Below are 18,675 nucleotides of genomic sequence, written 5' to 3'. Positions count from 1 at the left end.
GACGTTTCATGCGGGTCGCCCTCGAAGTTTCCGAGGCCGCTTCCGAGGTTCCGGACGGGGCTTCGCCGGAGATCTACGACGAATCGCTGTACTCCGCCCAGGACATGCACGCGGTCTGGCAACGGATGCGAGCCGAGGGCGGCCTGCACCGGCAGCGGACTCCGGACGGGCAGCAGTTCCTCGCGGCGATGCGGCACACCGACGTCAAGGCGGTTCTGGGCGACCACAAGACGTTCTCCTCGGCCTACAGCACCATGCTCAGCGTGCGCGGCGACGGCGATGTCGCGGCCGGGGCGGCGATCCACCTCACCGACCCGCCGCTGCATCCCGAACTGAAACGCATTTTCACGCCGCTGATGACCGTGCAGGCGACCCAGCGGCTCCAGGTGGGCATCGAGGCGCGCATGCGCGAACTGTTCGACGCCGTCCGGGGCAAGGAGACCTTCGACTTCTGCGAAGAGATGATCACCCTGCCGATGACGATCACCGGACCGCTGATGGGCATTCCGGAGAGCGAATGGCCGGTCACCGGCCGGGCGACGGTCCGCGCGATGGGCGGAGCGGACATCCCGGAATCCGAGCGGCAGCGCCGGTTCGCCCTTTTCGAGGCGCACACGACGATCATGACCGTGCTCGGCGAGGTGCTGGAATCCGGTCCTTCCGAGGACACGGTGAGCGGCCGGTGCCCGCTCGCCGCCGACGTGGTCGGGGACCCGGACCGCGACGTCGCGCTGCTGAACGCGTACGCGTTCCTGATGGGGGCCAATCCGACGGTGCCGCAGACCATCAACCAGACCCTCATCCTGCTGGCCGAAGACAGCGACCTCTGGTCGTGGTTCGTCCGCCAGGAGCGCACGGACCAGCGGTTCGTGGACGAGGCGCTGCGCTGGGCGAGCCCGATCAACCACGTTTTGCGGCGCGCGGTCGCGAACACTACGCTCGCCGGAACCGAGGTCCGGGCGGGGGAATTGGTCACCGCCTGGCCCGCCTCGGCCAACCGGGACGAGGAGGTATTCCCGGAACCGTTCAGGTTCGTCCCCGACCGTTCCCCGAACCAGCATCTCGCCTTCGGGCTCGGCGTGCACCGGTGTATCGGCCAGCACGTGGCCGTCGCCGGGTTGAAGACGTTTTTCGATCTGTGGCGGGAAAACGTGCGGTCCTTGTCGCTCGCGGGACCGCCGCGGCATCTCGTCTCGAACTTCTTGAACGGCGTCGTGCGCCTGCCTCTCGCGGTCGGCTGGAACCAGGCCGGAGACAGGGATGCCGCGAAAAGGAGGAACTGATGAGCGAACTGGCGACGAGCGTGGTCGGACCGGGCGACTGGCCCGCGATCGACGAGTTCTTCGGGCCGAAAGGGCTCGTCGAATACTGCTGGTGCATGTATTTCCGGCTGGGCTCGAAGGACTATTCCGCGTGCCGCCCGGCCGCGCGCAAGACGATGCTCGGCGATCTGGTCCAGGAAGGGGAACGGGTCGGCGTGCTCGGCAAGGTCGACGGCGTTCCGGTCGGCTGGCTCGGCGCGGGTCCGCGGCTGGGTTTCCCGCGGCTGCAGCGCTCGCGAGCGGCGAAACTGCTTCCGGGCGACGACCCGGAGCGGATCTGGTCGATCGTCTGCGTCTACCTGGCGCGCGAGCACCGGCACCGCGGCCTGCTCCGGCAGCTGATCGACCGGGCGGCCGAGTGGGCGCGGGAGGAGAAGGCAGACCTGATCGAGGCGTATCCCGAGGACGACCGCGATCCGGCGTCCGGCTTCGACCCCTACAGCTTCCACGGCCGGGTCAGCACCTTCGAGGCGTGCGGCTTCACCGTCGTCGAGCCGCGGCTGCAGCGCAGAGCACTGGTGCGAAAGGAGTTCCGGTGACAGTCCACGAAATGCTCCCGCTCGAACCGTTCCTCAACAACCAGGCGGCGACCACGCCGGCGAACCTCGCCGACGGCCGGCTGAACGTCTGGCGCAATTCGATCCCGGCGCAGCCCGGGCCGCTGGAGCGGGTGGTCGACGGCGTCCCGCTGCGCAGCACGCGGCTGGACGGCAACGGGCCGGACAACCTGGTCTGCTCGGGGCAATGGATCGAGGTCCCGAGGCGGCGCTGGGACTGGCTGTACGTGATCGGCTGCGGCGAGCGGCGCGTCCGGGACTACGTGACCTGGCATTTCGCCGACGGATCGGCGAGCCGCGACCGGTTCGAGCTGTCGGATCTGTGGGAGGGCCGCTCGGACTACGGCGAGGAATTCGCGCTGCGCACCGACACCATCCACTATCCGCAGCATGTGCAGGAACGCATCGGCATCACCCTGTGGTGCCAGCGTGTTCCGGTCACCCGCAGGCAGCCGCTGTGCGCGCTTTCGCTGCCGGAGAACCCGGCGGTCCATTTGTTCGCGATGACGCTGCTGGGCCGCTGAACGACATTCCCGAAAAGCTCGGAAAGGTTTCGGCATGCCACGACAACGCGGCTGGGACGGTGCGACCGGCACCTATCCGCAATGGTACGAGGATCCGTTGAGCTGTCTCCAGACCACGGTGGGCAGCATTCTGCTGGAACACGGCCTGCGCCCGGTCGAGGTGCTCGGCCTCGCGTGCGAATTCGCTTTCGCGCCGCGGGACATCATGTGCGAGGAGTTCTACCGGCCCGCGCAGAGCAGCCGGGGCGTGGCGGCCGATCTGTGTCCGTATCACGACGTGGAATCGGAATGGACTTCGGGGACGAATGCCGACGAGCTGATCGAGCTGATCGAAAAGCATGCGAGCGTGATCGTGGCGGTGGACAATTACCACCTCCCGTTCCGTCCCGCTTATCACGACGTCCATGCCGCACACCTGGTCGTGGTTCCGGCCTGGCGGAAGGTCGGCGGGGAAACCGAGTTCTACGTGTCCGACGCGCAGCCGCCCCGTTTCCAGGGGTGGCTGCCCGCCGGGCACCTGATGAACGCGTGGACCTCCGGCAATCCGGCCGACCATCAGGACGTGTTCTTCTCCAGCAGCGAGATCGCCGGCCGGTTGCTGACCGCTCGCGTGGGCTCGGAGCCGGGGGAGTTGACCGCCGACGGGTTCGGCCGGGCGATCGAGGGCAATCTCGAGCGCTGGAACGCCGGCGCGGCAGGCGAAACGGATCGCGTGTGGACCGGCCGGGCCGGGGTGCGCCGATTCGTGCAGCGATTGCAGGAACACAGCGGCGATCCGGCGGAATTGCGGCCCGCTTACACGTTCGGCTGGGCGATGCAGGCACAAGCTTTCCTGCACGGACGGCTGACGCAGGAGTTCGCTCGCCGGGTCGGTCTGCCGTATCTGTCCGGAATCGCCGCGGCGGCGGACAGCGTGATGTCGGCATGGTCGAACCTGCGGTTGCTGAGCGCGCACGCGGCCGAACTCGCGCGGGTGCCGGAATTGATTCTGCGGCGCGGCGACGAATTGGTGCACGCGTACGAGCAGTTGGCCGTCGAATGGCGGCTCGCGTTGTCGAGAGGGTGGGCTGAGGCCAGATGAATGCCGGAGGCGGTGGCGAGCTGGCGCTCGTCGGCGGGGAACCGGTCCTGCCGTCGCTCGCGCCGGTGGACTGGCCGAGGACGACCGACGCGGACCGGGCCGCGGTGCTCGCGGTGCTGGAGTCGAACGTCCTCGTGTCCGACCGTGCGGGACTGACCGCGGTCGAGCGGCTGGAACGGTCGTGGGCCGAGTTCCTGGGCGTGCGCCGCTGTGTCGGCGTCAGCAACGGGACCACGGCGATCGAACTCGCGCTCCTCGCCCACGGTGTGGGCCCGGGCGACGAGGTCGTGGTCCCGGCGCTGACGTTCGTCGGGACGGCAATGGCAGTGACGCATGTCGGCGCGACGCCGGTGTACGCGGACGTCGATCCGGTCACCTTCACGATGTCACCGCGCAGCCTGAGCGCGGTGTTCACTGAGCGCACGAGGGCGGTCATCCCCGTTCATCTGCATGGGCTCAGCGCCGACCTCGCCGCCATCACCGACCTCGCCCGCAGCCACGGCTGTGCGGTGATCGAGGACGCCGCACAGGCGCACGGAGCCAGGTACCACGGCGTCTTGAGCGGCGCGTTCGGCAACACGGCCACGTTCAGCCTGCAGATGACGAAGAACCTCCCGACCTGCGGCGAAGGCGGTCTCGTCGTCACCAACGACGACAGCGTCGCGGACAGTCTCGTCCAGTTGCGGCAGTTCGGCGAGCTGATCCGGCCGGACCAGCCGCGGCGGTATGTCAGCCACCGCTTGGGTTTCAACGCGAAACTGAGCAACGTCCAAGCCGCGTACACCGGCAGTCAGCTGGAGCGATTCCCGGAGTATCACGCGGCGCGGCGGAAGAACGTCGCGGCTTTCCTTGCCCGGCTGGGGAATCTGCCCGGTTTGGTATGCCCGAGTGAGCCGGACGGGTACGAGCACGCTTGGCACATCCTGCGCTTCGTCGTCGACCTGGACCGGCTTTTCCCGGACCTGAGCACGGCGGCGGCGCGGACGCTGCTGATCCGGGCGCTGCGCGCGGAGGGCGTGCCCGCGACCCGGTACCAGATGATGCCGCTGGCCGACCAGCCCGCGTTGCGGTCCCTCTGCCGGCAGGAGCCAGCCTGGCCGGTCACCCAGGACGTCATCGACCGGAGTTTCACCATCCAGCAACGGCATTTGCCGCCGGACGCCGGGCCGTTGCTGCAGAGGTTCGCCGACGCCGTCGAGAAGGTCTGGTCGAACCTCGCTGTTCTGGAGAAAGGCGCGGCCTCGTGACCACAGCCGTGCGCAAGCCGGACGTCGAGGCTCTGGAAGCCCGCGCGGACCGCATCCGCGAGCACATCGTCGAGATGTGCTCCGGACCCGAGGGCGGGCATCTCGGCGGTTCGATGTCCTCGGTGGAGATCCTGGTCGCGCTGTTCTTCCACGTCCTGAACAACAATCCTGCCGACGCCGAAGCGAAAGACCGCGACGTTTTCGTCCTGAGCAAGGGACATTCGGCGATGGCGTTGTACGCGACACTCGCCGAACGCGGGTTCTTCCCGCCGGAAGAGATCCCCACCTTCTGCCACCCCGGCAGCCGCCTGGCGACTCACGGCAACGTCGCGGTCCCCGGCGTCGAATTCGCCACCGGCTCGCTCGGTCACGGACTCGCGCTGGCGAACGGCGTGGCGTGGGCGCAGCGCAAGGCTGGCTCCGCGAAGACTTTCGTCCTTGTCGGCGACGGCGAACTGCAGGAGGGTTCGGTCTGGGAGGCGGCGCAGGTGAGCCGGGCGGTCGACGCGGGCAACCTCGTCGTGGTCGTGGACGCGAACGATTTCCAGCAGACCGGCTCCGTGCACGACGTGAGCGACGGCGCACCGGCTGCCCAGCGGTGGTCCGGCTTCGGTTGGCACACCGTCGAAACAGACGGCCACGACCTGTCTGCGCTTTGTGCGGCATTGGAAGACGCGGCGGCGACGGGGGAGCCGACGGCAGTGGTGTGCCGGACGGTGAAGGGCAACGGCGCAGGGCTCCTCGCGGGCCGGGCAGTGTCGCATTTCGTCCGGCTCGACGCGGCGAAGCGCCGACGCGTCGAAGCCGGGATGCGGCGGGGAGGCGCGGGCCGTGGTTGACACCAAAACGGAGAGCAAAAGCACCCGGGCCGCCTTCACCACCGCGTTGCCGGAACTGGCGATACGGCACAACGTGCTCGTGGTCGACACGGACACCGGATCTGTCACGCCAACTCCCGAGATGGAATATCTCAACGTCGGCATCGCGGAATCCGCCGCCATCGGCCTCGCCGCGGGCGCGGAGCACCTCGGCTGGCGCGCGCTCGTGTGCACCTTCGCCGCGTTCTCGGCGAGCCGGGCCTTCGAGTTCATCAAGCTCGACATCGCCTATCCGCGGCGTCGGGTGTGCATCGTCGGCACGCACGGCGGCGTCAGCGGCGGCTGGCTCGGTCCGACGCACCACTGCGCCGAAGACCTCGCGCTGATGAACGCGCTGCCGAACATGCGCGTCGTCGTCCCGGCCGACGCGCGCCAGACAGTCTCGCTGCTGGAGCAGTGCCTGGAGTACGACGGCCCGACCTACCTCCGGCTCGGACGCAAGGACTCGCCGGTTTTCAGCGGCTTGCCCGAACCCGAACTCGGTGTGCCGCAAGAGGTCCGCGCCGGGCAGGACGTCGCGCTGGTCGCCACCGGACCCGAGATGCTGCTGACGGCGCTGGAAGTCGCGCGCGGGCTGACGGCGGAGGGCTGCCGCGCACAGGTGATCAACGTGCACACGGTCGATCCGGAATCGGCCGCCGCGGTCGACGACCTCATCGCCGACGCATGCCGATGGCTGGTCACTTTGGAAGAAGCCTGGCCCTCCGGCGGCATGGGCGCGCAGGTCGCCGCGGCGGCCGGCGCACGCGGGATCCGCTGGCTGCCGATCGGCCTCGACGGCTTCCTGGCCCCCGGCTCGCACGCGGACCTGCTCGCGGCGGGCAGGCTCGACGCCGGCTCCGTTCTCCGCCGGGTGCTGGCTTTCACCGGAGAACTTCAACCGACAGGGAAGGGGACGCACATGACCACCGAATGCCTCAGCTGCGCCGGGGACGTCCAGATCCAGGCGGACAGCTACCCGGGCGAGATCGTCAGCTGCCCGAAATGCTCGGCGGAGCTGGAAATCTTCTCGACCGCTCCGCTGAAGCTCGCGATCGCGCCCGAGTCCGAAGAGGATTGGGGCGAATGAACGCCGCAGCGCTGGGGATCGTGCTGTCGGTCGTCCGGTACGAGGAGCGCCGCCTGCTGTCCGAAATGGACAATCGCGGCCTTCCGGTGCACCGGATCGATCCCCGCGCCGTGTCGTTCGCGCCGGAGCAGCTCGACCGGCTGCCGGGTCTCACGGTGCTCAACCGCGAGATCTCCGCGCAGCGCGCGCTGCTGATGGCCGAGACGCTCGAAGCGTTCGGCGCGTACCCGGTCAACGACGCCGCGTCGAGCCGGATCTGCGGCAGCAAATGGTCGACCTACCTGCGGCTCCGCCAATCCGGGATCCCGACGCCGACGACGCTGCTCGCGCAGACCCCCGAAGCGGGATTGCTGGCGATCGAAGCGATCGGCTACCCGGTGGTCGTCAAGCCGCTCGGTTCGTCGTGGGGCAAGCGGGTCAGCCTGATCACCGACCGTTACGCCGCCGAGGCCGTGCTGGAACACTGCGCGGAACTGCCGTCGGCGGCGATGCGGACCGCGATCGTCCAGGAGGCGGTCCGGCCCGGTTCGCCGGATTTCCGGGGCATCGTGGTCGACGGCGACTTTCTCGGCGCGATCGTCCGCTCGGGCACGGACTGGCGCAACAACGTGGCGCGGGGCGCTGCGGTCGAGTTGCTCGCTCCCGACGACGAAGTGCGCCGGTTGTGCCTCGAAGCGACGGCAGCCGTGGGCGCTCAGGTGGCGAGCGTGGACCTGGTCGAAGGCGCAGACGGGCGTCGATTGGTGCTCGAAGTGAATTCCCGGCCGGAGTTCCGCGGTTTCGAGAGCGCGACCGGCGTCGACGTCGCGGCTCGGATTGTCGACCTGTGCGCGGGCGGCGTACTCGCAGAGAAGGAATCGGCATGAAGCGGATAGCGGTGGTGGGCGGCCGGGGGTTCGTGGGCGGCGAACTGCTCCGGCTGCTCGTCCACCACCCCGGAGTCGAGGTCGTCGCCGTCACCTCGGACACGCACGCGGGCCGGGCCGTCGAGACCGCGCACCCGCCGCTGCGCGGGAGCGGCCTGCGGTACCGGCAGCGCGCCGACCTGGAGCCGGTGGACCTCGTGTTCCTGGCGGGCGTGCACGGTTCCACGAGCAAGATTCTCGACGAGGTCAGCGCGTACGCCCCGAAGATCGTCGACCTGACCGCGGACTTCCGGATCGAGGACGCCGCGCTCATGCAGCGCTACTACGGCTGGAACCGCGAAGGCGACCCCGCGTTCGTCCGGGGGCTGCCGGAGTTGCACCGCAAGCAGATCGTGGACGCGGACCGGGTGGCTGTTCCCGGCTGCATGGCCACCTGCGCGATTCTCAGCCTCGCACCGCTGGCGCAGCGCGGTCTCCTCCGCTCGGTTCAGGTCGATGCCCGAACAGGCAGCAGCGGTTCCGGCGCATCCACCGATACGTCGAACTCCCACGCGCTGCGCAGCGGCGTATTGCGGGTGTTCGCACCGTTCGGCCACCGGCACGAAGCGGAAGTGACCGAGGCGCTCGGCGTGGAGTCCTCGATGACGGTCACCGCGACACCGCAGGTCCGTGGCGTCCAGACGCTGGCGCGCGTGGCAGTCGACCTGAGCGAACGCGAGCTGATCGGGCTGTACCGCGAGGACTACGGCTCGGAACCGTTCGTCCGCCTGCTCACCAGCTCGCGCGGCGCGTTCCGCTATCCGGATCCGAAGGTGCTGCTCGGCTCGAACTACTGCGACATCGGCATCGCGGTCGACAACCGGGGCAGCGCGCTCGTGATGGCCAGCCTCGACAACCTCGTGAAGGGCGCGGCCGGCGGCGCCGTGCAATGCATGAATCTCCTGCTCGGCCTCCCCGAGAGCAGCGGGCTGGCCTTCCCCGGATTGCACCCGGTGTGAGCGCGATGAGAATTGTCGTGAAGTGGGGCGGCAGCCTCCAGGAGCGCGGGACCGGCATCGCCGACGACCTCGCGGCGCTGTGGCGCACGCACCGGATCACCGTGGTGCACGGCGGATCCCGGGACATCGACCAGACCATCGGCGAACTCGGCCTGCCGCGCCGCACCCTGCAGTCCCCGGACGGAATGCAGACGAGATACACCGACGCGGCCACCCTCACCGCGGTGATGATGGCCTTGCGCGGCCGTACGCAAGCGCGGCTGCTCTCGGCGCTGCAAGAGCGCGGCGTCCCGGCGGTCGGACTGTCCGGAATGGACGGAGGACTCGTCCGCACCGAGCGCAAAGCGGCGATCCGAGCGGTGGCCGACGGCCGCACCCGGGTGGTGCGCGACAACCTGGCTGGCCGGGTCGTGAGCGTGGACCCTCGCCTGCTGGACGCCGTCCACGCCCTGGAGATGGTGCCGGTTGTCTGCCCGCCGGGCATGACCGCCGACGGGCAACCGACCAATGTGGACGCCGACCGGCTGGCCTGCGAGATCGCCGCCGCCTGGCGCGCGGACCGGCTGCTGTTGTTCACCGACACCGCCGGATTGCTGGCCTCACCGGACGATCCGTCGTCCACCGTCGCGGAGTTGAGCGTGGCCGACGCCGAGGAGCTGATCCCGACGCTGAGCGGGGGCATGCGGATGAAGATCGCCGCGGCGACGGAAGCGCTCGGCAAGGGGCTGCAGGCGGTGCAGATCTGCGACGGACGCGGGGAAGCACCGCTGACGGAAGCACTCGGCGGAAGCGGAACCTTGATCGGGAAGGGGCTGGGCCCGGCATGACGATTCAGGATTTCAGCACGCGGGAGGGCGAGCTGGTCGACAGCGCGGCGGTCGCGCTGCTGGCCGAGGCGGTGTCGATCCCGTCCGTCTCCGGCGAGGAGCGGCAGCTGGCCGAGCGGTTGCGCGACGTCGCGACTGGATTCGGCGCGGAGAGTTTCCTTGACGACGTCGGAAATGTGCACGCGATCGTCGGGTGCGGCGCGCGGACGGTCGTGTTGCTGAGCCACCTTGACACCGTTCCCGGCGAGGTGCCCTTCGAGCACGGCGACACCCACATTCGCGGCCGCGGCGCTGTTGACGCCAAGGGGCCGCTGATCGCGATGCTGGTCGCTGCGCTCACCAGCCGCGACCTCGGCCTGCGCGTCCACTGGATCGGCGTGGTCGAGGAAGAAGCATTGTCCTCGCGCGGTGCCGAGCACGTCCGTGAGACCGTGCCGGTGCCGGACGCCGTATTGGTGGGGGAGCCGAGCGGGTCGTCGACGGTAACGGTGGGCTACAAGGGAATGGTCCAGCTCGACGTACGGTGCGAGGTCACGCGGACGCACACCGCGACGCCCGAGTTGAAGTCGAGCGAGACGCTCATCGGAGCGCTGGCCCGGCTTCTCGATGTCTTCTCGACACGCGGTAACGCGAACTTCGCCGACGTGGGAATGGTCGTCAAGAACGGCAGCTTCGAGCCGTTCTCCAGCAGTTGCTCGCTGTCCTTCCGGACTCCGCCGCACACGTCGCCCGAGGAACTGCGGCAGCAAGTCTCGACGATTTTGGGCGAGCACATAGCGGTGACGTTGAGATACGAGGTCCCGCCGGTTGCCGTACCGCGAAGTTCCCCGTGCGTGCGCGCGCTGTCCCGCGCCATCGCCATCGAAGGGCGAAAACCCCGGTACAGCCTCAAAACCGGCACCAGCGACATGAACACGCTGAGCCGCACCTGGACCGTTCCGATGGCCACCTACGGCCCCGGCGACCCGTATCAGAACCACACCGACGGGGAGCACATCGCGATCGCGGAATACCTCGCGGGCGTCCGGATCCTGCGGACGGCCCTGCGGGAACTGGACAACTCGCTGCTGGAGGCGAAGTCGTGACCGAACTGCTGGCCTTGTGGTGCGTGCCGCGGTCGCGGTCGACCGCGTTCGAACGCGCGATGTACGAGCGCGGCGATTTCCTGGTGGTCCACGAACCGTTCTCGCGCGTGTGCGATTTCGGCACCGCGGAGGTAGCCGACCAGACCTGCGCGAGCCAGGACGAGGTGATGGCCGCGCTCCTCGAAACCGCGGCGACGCGGCCGGTGTTCTTCAAGGACACCACGGACTTTCCCCTCGACCGGCTCGGCGCGAACCCGGCTTTCGTGCGCCGCTGCCAGCACGCGGCGATGATCCGGAACCCGCGCGACACCGTGCGCTCGCACCTCGTGATGCAGGCCGACGCGACATCGCGGGCGATGGGATTCCGGAACCTGTGGGACATCGTGGCCACCGTCCGCGCCGCCGGAATGCCGATGCACCTGGTCGACGGCGACCGGATGGTCCGCGACCCGGAGCAGGAGATGACGGCGTACTGCGCGGCGATGGGCATCCCGTTCGTGCCCGGCTCGCTCGCGTTCCGGAAGGAGCCGCCGCCGAGCTGGGGGACCACCGGACGCTGGCACGCCGGGGCGAGCGCGTCGACTGCGCTGGGCGTCGCGTCCCGCACCCGGGAGGAACTGCCCGCCGAACTTCAGCTCGTCGCGGAGAGATACGAACGCGACCAGCTGCCGTATCACGACCGGATCAGGGCGGCGCTGAATCCGGAGCAGAGGGAACCAGCCAGCGGGCAAGGATCGCAGAGGAGTGCACATGAGCTTGGGGCGTAGCTTCACCCGTCTGTGGATGTCGCAGGTCCTGTCGAACTTGGGCGACGGCCTGGTGATCGCCGCCGTGCCCCTGCTCGCCGTGCTGGTGACCAGGGACCCGCTGCTGATCGGCGGGCTCACCGTGGCGCAGTTCCTGCCGTGGCTGGTCTTCACCCTGCCCGCCGGAGCGCTCGCCGACCGGGTCGACCGGCGGTTCATCATGGTCTGGGGCAACGCGGTCCGGGCGGCCGGTTTCCTGCTGCTGGTGGTGATGCTGGTCGCGCAGCTGCACAGCATCGCGATCCTCTACCTGGCGGTCTTCCTGACCGGCACCGCCGAAACCCTGGTGGACAACGCCGCGCTGACGGTCCCGCCGCGGCTAGTCGAACGCAAGGACCTGGAGCGGGCGAACGGCCGGCTGTTCGCCACCCAGTCGGCGATCCACAGCTTCATCGGACCGCCTGCGGGCGCGGCGCTGTTCGCGATGTCGGCAGTGCTCGTCTTTTCCACCAGCGCCGGGCTTTTCGCGCTCGCCGCGCTGGCCTTGGTGACCCTGCCGCGGATGCTGCCGACCGCGCACGACACCAGCGGCAGCACGCATTCGGCGGGCGACGTCGTGCGCAGCATCAAGGAAGGCTGGTCGTACTTCTGGGAACACCGGCTGCTGCGCCGGGTCGCGTTCATCTCCGCCTCGATCAACTTCTTCTCCTCCGCCACGGCCAGCCTGCTCGTGCTGCTCGCGACAGGTCCGCTCGGCGTGACGACGTCCTGGTACGGGTTCTTCATCGCGGTGCCCGCGGCGGGCGCGATCCTCGGTTCGCTGATCGCGTCCAAGGCGGTGCCGCTGCTCGGCGGCGGACCGGTGACCTGGCTCGCCGCCCTCGTGCCCGCCGCCAGTTACGCGGCGCTCGGCCTGACCCACAGTGTCGTCCTGGTCGAGATCCTGATGTTCCTGAGCGCGATCGCGACGGCGCTGAACCAGATCGTGGTGAGCACGCTCCGCCAGGCCGCGGTGCCGGACGAACTGCTGGGCCGGGTCACCGCCGCGTACCGGCTGATCGTGCTCGGCGTCGTGCCGGTGGGCGCGCTGCTGGGCGGTGCTTTGGCGCGCTGGCAGGGGACGGCCGCCACCTTCGTCGCCGCCGCGATCGGGCTGACGCTCGCCGCGTTCGTGTTCGCGTCGCGCGTGACGACCCGCGGGCTGAAGGAAGCCGAGGAGGCCGGTCACACCCCGAAGACCGCCCCGCTGGAACCGATCCCCGGAACGGACTGAGTTCTGCTTTTGCCCCGAAAATGCTGTGAAGAGGAGTTCCCGTGCCCGAAAGCCGTGTTGCCCTGTCGCCCGCGGAGTACGAACGTCCCGCCGACGAACTGGAGGAGCGCGTCGCCGCGATCATGGCGACGGTGCTGGACGTCGACCTGGTCGGCAGGCGCGACAGTTTCTACGACCTCGGCGGCGGATCGCTCGCGGCGATCCGGATCTGCGCGCGCATCGCGGGCAGGATCGGCTGTCGGCTCGACCCGACGGTGCTGCTCGAACACGACGAGCTGGCCGATTTCGTCGAGCAGATCCGGCAGGGCACGCCGTGAGCGTCCACGCCGCGGTGGCCCGGCACTCCGGCGACGAGACCGCGCTGGTCCACGGCGGCGAACGGGTCAGCTACCGGACTCTCGTCGCGGCGGGGAAAGCCTTGGCGCACCGGCTGTCCGCGGAGGGAGTACGGCCGGGTGACATCGTTCCGCTGGTGCTGCCGCGCAGTGCGCAGCTGATCGCGGTCCAGCTCGGCGTGCTGATGGCGGGCGCCGCCTACGCGGTGCTCGACCCGCGCTGGCCCGAGAGCCGGATCGCGTCGATTCTGTCCCAATTGGACGATCCGGTCGTCGTCGGCCGTCCGGGTGCCGGTTTGGGCGTCACCTGCCCGCTCGATCCGGTGCCGCTGGCCGAGATCGCCTCGGGCGCTCAGGCCGCGCCGGTTCTGTCCGGGCCGGAAGACATCGCGATGGTGTTCTTCACCTCCGGCAGCACCGGTGTCCCCAAAGGCGTCCTGGTGCCGCATCGCGCGGTGACCAGGATGTTCGGCCTGGACGGGTTGCCCGGTTTCGGGCCCGGGCATGTCACGCCGCAGGTCGCACCGGGTTCGTGGGACATGTACGCGTTCGAGCTGTGGGGTCAGCTGACAACCGGCGGCAGGTGTGTCGTGGTCGAGGAAAGCCACCTGATGCCGAGCCGGCTGCGCGAACTCGTCGCCGAGGAGGGCGTGGACACGGTCTGGCTGACGACCTCGCTGTTCAACCTGATCGTCGACGAGGATCTCGACGCTTTCAAAGGCGTTCAGACGCTTTACGTCGGCGGCGAAAAACAATCGCCCCGGCACGTCGGCATCTTTCTCGGCCGATTTCCGGAAATCCCGCTCTGGAACGGTTTCGGTCCGGCGGAGAACGGAATGCTGACGACCGTGCACCGGATGACGCCGTCCGATGTCGAAGTGCCCGGCGGAATTCCGGCCGGGGTGCCGGTTCCGGGCACCGAGGTCGTCATCCTGCGCGAAGACGGTTCCCCCGCATCGACCGGGGAAACAGGCGAGATCGTCGCGCTCGGCTCGGGTGTGGCACTGGGCTACCTCGGTGACGAGCGGCTGTCGCGCGAGCGTTTCCCGACGCTGGGGGAGCACCGCCAGGTTTACCGGACCGGTGACGTCGGATTGCTGGACGCCGAAGGAATCCTGCACTATCGCGGCCGACGGGACCGGCAGATCAAGCTCAACGGGAACCGGATCGAACTCGGCGACATCGAGGCCGCCGCGGCTGCGGTCCCGCAGATCCGCACGTGCGCCGCGGTCGGCCGGACCGACGCGGACGGCCGGGTCGCGCAGATCGCCTTGGTCTACACGCTGGCCGACGGCGCGCAGTTGTCCCCGCAGGAAGCGCGCAAGGAGTTCGCCGCGCTGCTGCCCGCCTATGCGGTCCCGACGAGATTCGAACTGGTCGAAGAACTTCCTCGCCGGGAGAACGGCAAAGTCGACCTGTCGGCGCTGGAGAACCGATGACGGCCGTCTTTCCGCAGACCTTCGAACAGGAAGCGATCTGGATCGCTGACCAGTTCGCGGGCAACCCCTCGCCATTTCTCGAAACGTGGGCCCAGCGCATCTCCGGCCCGCTCGACGTCCCGGCGCTGGAACGCGCGCTTCAGGCGCTGGTGGACCGAAACGCCGCGTTCCGCACAAGGTTCACCCTTGACGAGACTGGCCCGATCCAGCTCATCGATCCGGTCGGTACCTTGCCTTTCGAACGGCTGCCGTGGCCCGGCGGAGACCTGCACGAGGTGTTGCGCCGTGCCGGGCAACGACCGCTGGACCTCACGTCGGCACCGGCGCGGATGACGCTGTACGACTACGGGCCGGATGAATATGTCCTGCTGCTGCAGATTCACCACGTCATCGTGGACGACGCCTCGCTGGTGCTGATCGACCGCGAGTTGTCCGCGCTGTACGCGGAGAAGGCCGCCGATGGTCCGGCGTCGACCCTGGGCGAGCACGCCGTCCGTCAGCGAGCGGCCGGGATCGCGGAAGAAGATCTCACCTTCTGGTCCTCATATCTCAACGGCGCGCGGGCGATGTCCCAGTTGCCGCCGCACCCGCGTCCGCTGTCCGAACGACGGGGAACCGAGTGCGCATGCGTCCGCGGCACTGTCTCCGCCGAGCTGGGCGACGCGGTCCGCGCGGCTGCCCGCTCGCTGCGCACCACCGCGAACGTGCTGATGAGCGCCTGCCTGGCCTTTGTCGCTGCCGCGGTGAACGACGACGACATCGTCCTCGGCACCCCGATGTCTCGCCGCGGCGATCCGGACCTCGACGACGTCATCGGCTGCCTGACCGATCTGCTGCCGGTGAGATATCAGGTGCCCTCCACTGCCACGGCAGGCGAGGTCTGCGCTGCCGCGAAACGCACGTCCCTGGCGGTCCTGCGGCACCGAAACGTGCCGTACGCGCTGCTCGGCGGAGGCGTCACGCGGGAGCGCGGCGTGCTGTCCGGCTCGCACCTGGGCCGGATCTGCTTGGTCCTCGATGAAGCGCCTAGCCAATTGCAGCTTCCGGGCTTGCGTTGCGAACGGGTGTACGTCGCGGGTGCGGCGGCGAAGTTCGACTGGCTGCAATACGTGGTCGCGGACGGCAAGAGCTGGCAGGTCCGCGCCGACTACGCCACCGACTACTTCACCCCCGACGAAGCGTACGCCGTCCTGCAGCAGTGGCTGACCGCGCTGTCGCTCGTCTCGGGCGACCTCGACCTTCCCGTGCGCACCCTGCTCGACCGGCTGGAGGCCCGCAGATGACCGCGCCGTCGTACGAACTGACCCACCCGCAAGCCCTCGAAGCCGAAGCCGTGTACATCTTCCGCGAGGTCGCGGCCACCTTCGCCCGCCCGGCGCTGCTGTTCTCCGGCGGCAAGGACTCCGTCGTCATGCTTCACCTGGCGCGCAAGGCTTTCTGGCCCGCGCCGGTCCCGTTCCCGCTCGTGCACATCGACACCGGCCACAACTTCGACGAGGTGATCGAATACCGGGACGAGGTCGTCGCGAAGCTAGGCGTGCGGCTCGTCGTCGGCCGCGTCCAGGACGACATCGACCGCGGCCGCGTCACGGAAGACCTGCGAGCAGGCCGAAATCGGCTCCAGACGGTGACTTTGCTGCGGACAATCAACGAACACGGCCTGGACGCGGTTTTCGGGGGAGCGCGGCGCGACGAGGAAAAAGCCCGCGCCAAGGAACGCGTGTTCAGCTTCCGCGACGAATTCGGCCAATGGGACCCACGCAATCAGCAACCGGAACTCTGGCGGCTGTACAACGGCCGCCACCGCAAGGGCGAGCACATCCGGGTGTTCCCGCTGTCGAACTGGACCGAACTGGACATCTGGACCTACCTCGCGGCCGAGGCCATCGACCTGCCGCCGCTCTACTACGCACACCGCCGCCCCGTCGTCCGCCGCGACGGGATGCTGCTCGCCGACACCCGCTTCCTGCACCGCCGCCCCGACGACGAGGAACCGTTCACCGCGACCGTCCGCTTCCGCACCGTCGGCGACGCCACCTGCACCGGCTGCGTCGAATCCACCGCCGCCACCCCGGCCGAGGTCGTCGCCGAGGTCGCCGCCACCCGCGTCACCGAACGCGGCGCCACCCGCGCGGACGACCGGATTTCCGAAACCGGCATGGAGGACCGAAAGAAGGAGGGGTACTTCTGATGAGCCACCTTGTCCGGCTGGCCACCGCGGGCAGCGTCGACGACGGAAAGTCGACGCTGATCGGGCGGCTGCTGTATGACTCGAAAGCGATCTTCGAAGACCAGCTCGCCGCCGTCGAGCGCACCAGCGCGCAACGCGGCGACGTCCAAACCGACCTGGCCCTGCTCACCGACGGCCTGCGCGCCGAACGCGAACAGGGCATCACCATCGACGTCGCCTACCGCTATTTCGCCACGCCACGGCGGAAATTCATCATCGCCGACACTCCCGGCCACCTCCAATACACGCGCAACATGGTCACCGGCGCCTCCACCGCCGATGTCGCGCTCATCCTGGTAGACGCGGAAAAAGGCGTGCTGGAACAGTCGCGCCGGCACGCTTTCATCGCCAGCCTGCTCGGCGTCCCGCACTTGATCGTGTGCGTGAACAAAATGGACCTGGTCGGCTACGAGCAGGAACGCTTCGCCGAGATCGTCGAGGAATTCCGCCGCTTCGCCGCGAAACTGGACGTGCACGACCTGGCTTTCGTGCCGGTTTCCGCGCTGCACGGCGACAACATCGTCAACCGCAGCGCGGAAATGCCGTGGTACGAAGGCCCCGCGCTGCTGCACCGCCTCGAAGAAGTGCACGTCGCGTCAGACCGCAACCTCATCGACGCCCGGCTTCCCGTGCAGTACGTCATCCGTGCCCACGGATTCGCTGAGGGGCAAGGCTTTCGCGGCTACGCGGGCACGATCGCGGGCGGCGTCTTCAAACCGGGCGACGAGGTCACCGTCCTGCCGTCTGGATTCGGCACCACGATCGCCGCCGTCCGCGGCCCCGGCGGCACCGCGATCGAAGAAGCCTTCGCCGGACAAGCCGTGACCGTCGAACTGTCCGACGAGATCGATATCGTCCGCGGCGACCTGATCTGCCGCCCGAACAACCGCCCGCACGTCGCCGCCGAGGTCGACGCGATGGTCTGCTGGCTGACCGAACACAGCTCGCTGTCGGTCGGCGCCCGCTACACCGTCCACCACACGACCCGCGAGGTCGCCGCGACCGTCGGCCAGCTGGACTATCGGCTGGACATCAACACCCTGCACCGCGACCAGACCGCTGATTCGCTGGCCCTGAACGAAATCGGCCGGATCCGCCTGCGGACGCACCAGCCGCTGCACTTCGACCCGTACCGCCGCAACCGCGACACCGGCAGCTTCGTGCTCGTCGACGAGGTCAGCAAGAAAACGGTCGCCGCCGGGATGATCATCGGCCCCGCGGAAATCGCGCCGACGGTCGTCTGGCACGAACCGGCCGTCACCCGCAACCGGCGCGCGACGTCGGGAATGACCGTGTGGCTGACCGGCTTGTCCGCGTCGGGAAAGTCCACTGTGGGCGCCGAGCTGGAACGTCGGCTGGTCGCCGCCGGTCGTCCCGCCTACCTGCTGGACGGGGACAACCTGCGCCACGGCGTCAACGCCGGACTGGGCTTCTCCGCCGAAGACCGCCAGGAAAACGTCCGCCGAACCGGTGAAATCGCCAAACTGTTCGCCGACGCGGGCACCGTGGCCGTCGTGACGCTGATCAGCCCGTACCGCGCCGACCGCGACGCCGTCCGCCGCAGCCACGAGGAAGCCGGGCTGCGGTTCGTCGAGGTCTTCGTCGACACTCCGCTGGAGACCTGCGCGGCCCGCGACCCGAAGGGCCTGTACGCGAAGGCGCGTCGGGGCGAAATCGTCGGCTTCACCGGGGTGGACGACCCGTACGAGGTGCCCCGCAGCCCGGACGTCGTCCTGCGCCCGGACGACGGGGAGCCTTCCGCACAGGCGGAGATCCTGCTGGACTGGCTGGAACGGTGAGCGGTGCTCGCTTCCCGGAGGCCTGGGCCGCCGGGCTGGCGGCGGATCCTCGGCGCGGACGGAGATCCCGCCCGCTCGGCCATGCCGGTGAGTTGTGCGGGTCTGCCGGTTCTGGTTCCCGGGTGTCTTGCTCCGCCGGGGCGGCGGCGGGTCGTCCCCGCCGACGGAAATCCTGCCGCACCGGCTGGCTCGGCGCGGGTCAGCCGGATTCGGTTTCCGGACGTCCGCCTCCGCCGAGCTGACGGCGGATCCTCGGCGCAGTCGGAAGTCTTGCCGGATCACCGCGCAGCGGCCGTCTGCCCACGAACCTCCAGTCTCGTCGACTTCTCCGCACAACCCCCACGTCGGCGGAATGCGGCCCGCCGTCCGCCAACCTACCGGAGAAAATCCCCTCACCCG

18 protein-coding genes are annotated in these 18,675 nt (G+C 69.1%); all 18 read left to right on the top strand.

The features are described 5' to 3' along the window. Positions 1 to 8 precede the first annotated feature (8 nt). Genes D0D37_RS23710 through cysC form a run of 18 tightly spaced genes read left to right on the top strand, consistent with a single transcriptional unit; the run spans position 9 to position 18,276 of the window. Positions 9 to 1,283, top strand: a complete 1,275-nt coding sequence (locus D0D37_RS23710; protein WP_116202764.1) for a cytochrome P450 — start codon at positions 9 to 11, stop codon at positions 1,281 to 1,283. Beyond that, positions 1,283 to 1,861 (top strand): GNAT family N-acetyltransferase, encoded by a 579-nt coding sequence (locus D0D37_RS23705; protein WP_116202763.1) that lies wholly within the window; start codon positions 1,283 to 1,285, stop codon positions 1,859 to 1,861. The genes D0D37_RS23710 and D0D37_RS23705 overlap by 1 nt, the downstream gene beginning before the upstream one ends. After that, positions 1,858 to 2,403, top strand: coding sequence for a hypothetical protein (locus D0D37_RS23700; RefSeq protein ID WP_116202762.1), 546 nt, complete (start codon positions 1,858 to 1,860; stop codon positions 2,401 to 2,403). The genes D0D37_RS23705 and D0D37_RS23700 overlap by 4 nt, the downstream gene beginning before the upstream one ends. A gap of 34 nt (positions 2,404 to 2,437) precedes the next feature. After that, the gene (locus D0D37_RS23695) at positions 2,438 to 3,484 is read left to right on the top strand and encodes a BtrH N-terminal domain-containing protein (protein ID WP_116202761.1); all 1,047 of its coding nucleotides are present in this window, start codon (positions 2,438 to 2,440) and stop codon (positions 3,482 to 3,484) included. Further along, positions 3,481 to 4,731, top strand: a complete 1,251-nt coding sequence (locus D0D37_RS23690) for a DegT/DnrJ/EryC1/StrS family aminotransferase (protein ID WP_116202760.1) — start codon at positions 3,481 to 3,483, stop codon at positions 4,729 to 4,731. Before D0D37_RS23695 ends, D0D37_RS23690 begins: the two co-directional genes overlap by 4 nt. Then, positions 4,728 to 5,570: a transketolase gene (locus D0D37_RS23685; RefSeq protein WP_244223644.1), complete on the top strand. Its 843-nt coding sequence runs from the start codon at positions 4,728 to 4,730 to the stop codon at positions 5,568 to 5,570. The genes D0D37_RS23690 and D0D37_RS23685 overlap by 4 nt, the downstream gene beginning before the upstream one ends. Then, positions 5,563 to 6,678 (top strand): transketolase C-terminal domain-containing protein, encoded by a 1,116-nt coding sequence (locus tag D0D37_RS23680; protein ID WP_116202759.1) that lies wholly within the window; start codon positions 5,563 to 5,565, stop codon positions 6,676 to 6,678. The genes D0D37_RS23685 and D0D37_RS23680 overlap by 8 nt, the downstream gene beginning before the upstream one ends. Next, positions 6,675 to 7,544: a RimK family alpha-L-glutamate ligase gene (locus D0D37_RS23675; RefSeq protein WP_162834432.1), complete on the top strand. Its 870-nt coding sequence runs from the start codon at positions 6,675 to 6,677 to the stop codon at positions 7,542 to 7,544. Before D0D37_RS23680 ends, D0D37_RS23675 begins: the two co-directional genes overlap by 4 nt. Next, positions 7,541 to 8,542, top strand: coding sequence for an N-acetyl-gamma-glutamyl-phosphate reductase (argC, locus tag D0D37_RS23670; protein ID WP_116202757.1), 1,002 nt, complete (start codon positions 7,541 to 7,543; stop codon positions 8,540 to 8,542). Before D0D37_RS23675 ends, argC begins: the two co-directional genes overlap by 4 nt. A gap of 5 nt (positions 8,543 to 8,547) precedes the next feature. Continuing rightward, positions 8,548 to 9,369 (top strand): [LysW]-aminoadipate kinase, encoded by an 822-nt coding sequence (locus D0D37_RS23665; protein WP_162834431.1) that lies wholly within the window; start codon positions 8,548 to 8,550, stop codon positions 9,367 to 9,369. Further along, the gene (locus D0D37_RS23660; RefSeq protein ID WP_116202755.1) at positions 9,366 to 10,454 is read left to right on the top strand and encodes a M20/M25/M40 family metallo-hydrolase; all 1,089 of its coding nucleotides are present in this window, start codon (positions 9,366 to 9,368) and stop codon (positions 10,452 to 10,454) included. Before D0D37_RS23665 ends, D0D37_RS23660 begins: the two co-directional genes overlap by 4 nt. Beyond that, the gene (locus tag D0D37_RS23655) at positions 10,451 to 11,221 is read left to right on the top strand and encodes a sulfotransferase-like domain-containing protein (protein ID WP_116202754.1); all 771 of its coding nucleotides are present in this window, start codon (positions 10,451 to 10,453) and stop codon (positions 11,219 to 11,221) included. Before D0D37_RS23660 ends, D0D37_RS23655 begins: the two co-directional genes overlap by 4 nt. Then, positions 11,205 to 12,473, top strand: a complete 1,269-nt coding sequence (locus tag D0D37_RS23650) for an MFS transporter (RefSeq protein WP_116202753.1) — start codon at positions 11,205 to 11,207, stop codon at positions 12,471 to 12,473. The genes D0D37_RS23655 and D0D37_RS23650 overlap by 17 nt, the downstream gene beginning before the upstream one ends. 41 nt (positions 12,474 to 12,514) lie before the next feature. Next, entirely contained in the window at positions 12,515 to 12,790 is a 276-nt protein-coding gene (locus D0D37_RS46785) for a phosphopantetheine-binding protein (RefSeq protein WP_162834430.1), read from the top strand. Beyond that, positions 12,787 to 14,247: an amino acid adenylation domain-containing protein gene (locus tag D0D37_RS23645; RefSeq protein ID WP_162834429.1), complete on the top strand. Its 1,461-nt coding sequence runs from the start codon at positions 12,787 to 12,789 to the stop codon at positions 14,245 to 14,247. Before D0D37_RS46785 ends, D0D37_RS23645 begins: the two co-directional genes overlap by 4 nt. Then, positions 14,244 to 15,530: a condensation domain-containing protein gene (locus D0D37_RS23640; protein ID WP_116202751.1), complete on the top strand. Its 1,287-nt coding sequence runs from the start codon at positions 14,244 to 14,246 to the stop codon at positions 15,528 to 15,530. Before D0D37_RS23645 ends, D0D37_RS23640 begins: the two co-directional genes overlap by 4 nt. Continuing rightward, a complete protein-coding gene (gene cysD / locus D0D37_RS23635) occupies positions 15,527 to 16,438 on the top strand; it encodes a sulfate adenylyltransferase subunit CysD (RefSeq protein WP_116202750.1) in 912 nt (303 codons plus the stop codon). The genes D0D37_RS23640 and cysD overlap by 4 nt, the downstream gene beginning before the upstream one ends. Continuing rightward, positions 16,438 to 18,276, top strand: coding sequence for an adenylyl-sulfate kinase (gene cysC, locus D0D37_RS23630; protein WP_116202749.1), 1,839 nt, complete (start codon positions 16,438 to 16,440; stop codon positions 18,274 to 18,276). The genes cysD and cysC overlap by 1 nt, the downstream gene beginning before the upstream one ends. Positions 18,277 to 18,675 lie beyond the last annotated feature (399 nt).

The organism is Amycolatopsis circi, from assembly GCF_003385235.1.
Taxonomy (GTDB): Bacteria; Actinomycetota; Actinomycetes; order Mycobacteriales; family Pseudonocardiaceae; genus Amycolatopsis; species Amycolatopsis circi.
The sequence above is the reverse complement of the archived record's forward strand: the minus strand, read 5'-3'. Positions and strand labels throughout refer to the sequence as shown.

What these genes read in the sequence shown, in the direction of transcription:
- D0D37_RS23705 (WP_116202763.1), top strand. Translation starts at nt 1,283, where the DNA reads ATGAGCGAACTGGCGACGAGCGTGGTCGGACCGGGCGACTGGCCCGCG.
- argC (WP_116202757.1), top strand. Translation starts at nt 7,541, where the DNA reads ATGAAGCGGATAGCGGTGGTGGGCGGCCGGGGGTTCGTGGGCGGCGAA.
- D0D37_RS23690 (WP_116202760.1), top strand. Translation starts at nt 3,481, where the DNA reads ATGAATGCCGGAGGCGGTGGCGAGCTGGCGCTCGTCGGCGGGGAACCG.
- cysD (WP_116202750.1), top strand. Translation starts at nt 15,527, where the DNA reads ATGACCGCGCCGTCGTACGAACTGACCCACCCGCAAGCCCTCGAAGCC.
- D0D37_RS23650 (WP_116202753.1), top strand. Translation starts at nt 11,205, where the DNA reads ATGAGCTTGGGGCGTAGCTTCACCCGTCTGTGGATGTCGCAGGTCCTG.
- D0D37_RS23710 (WP_116202764.1), top strand. Translation starts at nt 9, where the DNA reads ATGCGGGTCGCCCTCGAAGTTTCCGAGGCCGCTTCCGAGGTTCCGGAC.
- D0D37_RS23695 (WP_116202761.1), top strand. Translation starts at nt 2,438, where the DNA reads ATGCCACGACAACGCGGCTGGGACGGTGCGACCGGCACCTATCCGCAA.
- D0D37_RS23660 (WP_116202755.1), top strand. Translation starts at nt 9,366, where the DNA reads ATGACGATTCAGGATTTCAGCACGCGGGAGGGCGAGCTGGTCGACAGC.
- D0D37_RS23675 (WP_162834432.1), top strand. Translation starts at nt 6,675, where the DNA reads ATGAACGCCGCAGCGCTGGGGATCGTGCTGTCGGTCGTCCGGTACGAG.
- D0D37_RS23665 (WP_162834431.1), top strand. Translation starts at nt 8,548, where the DNA reads ATGAGAATTGTCGTGAAGTGGGGCGGCAGCCTCCAGGAGCGCGGGACC.
- cysC (WP_116202749.1), top strand. Translation starts at nt 16,438, where the DNA reads ATGAGCCACCTTGTCCGGCTGGCCACCGCGGGCAGCGTCGACGACGGA.
- D0D37_RS23640 (WP_116202751.1), top strand. Translation starts at nt 14,244, where the DNA reads ATGACGGCCGTCTTTCCGCAGACCTTCGAACAGGAAGCGATCTGGATC.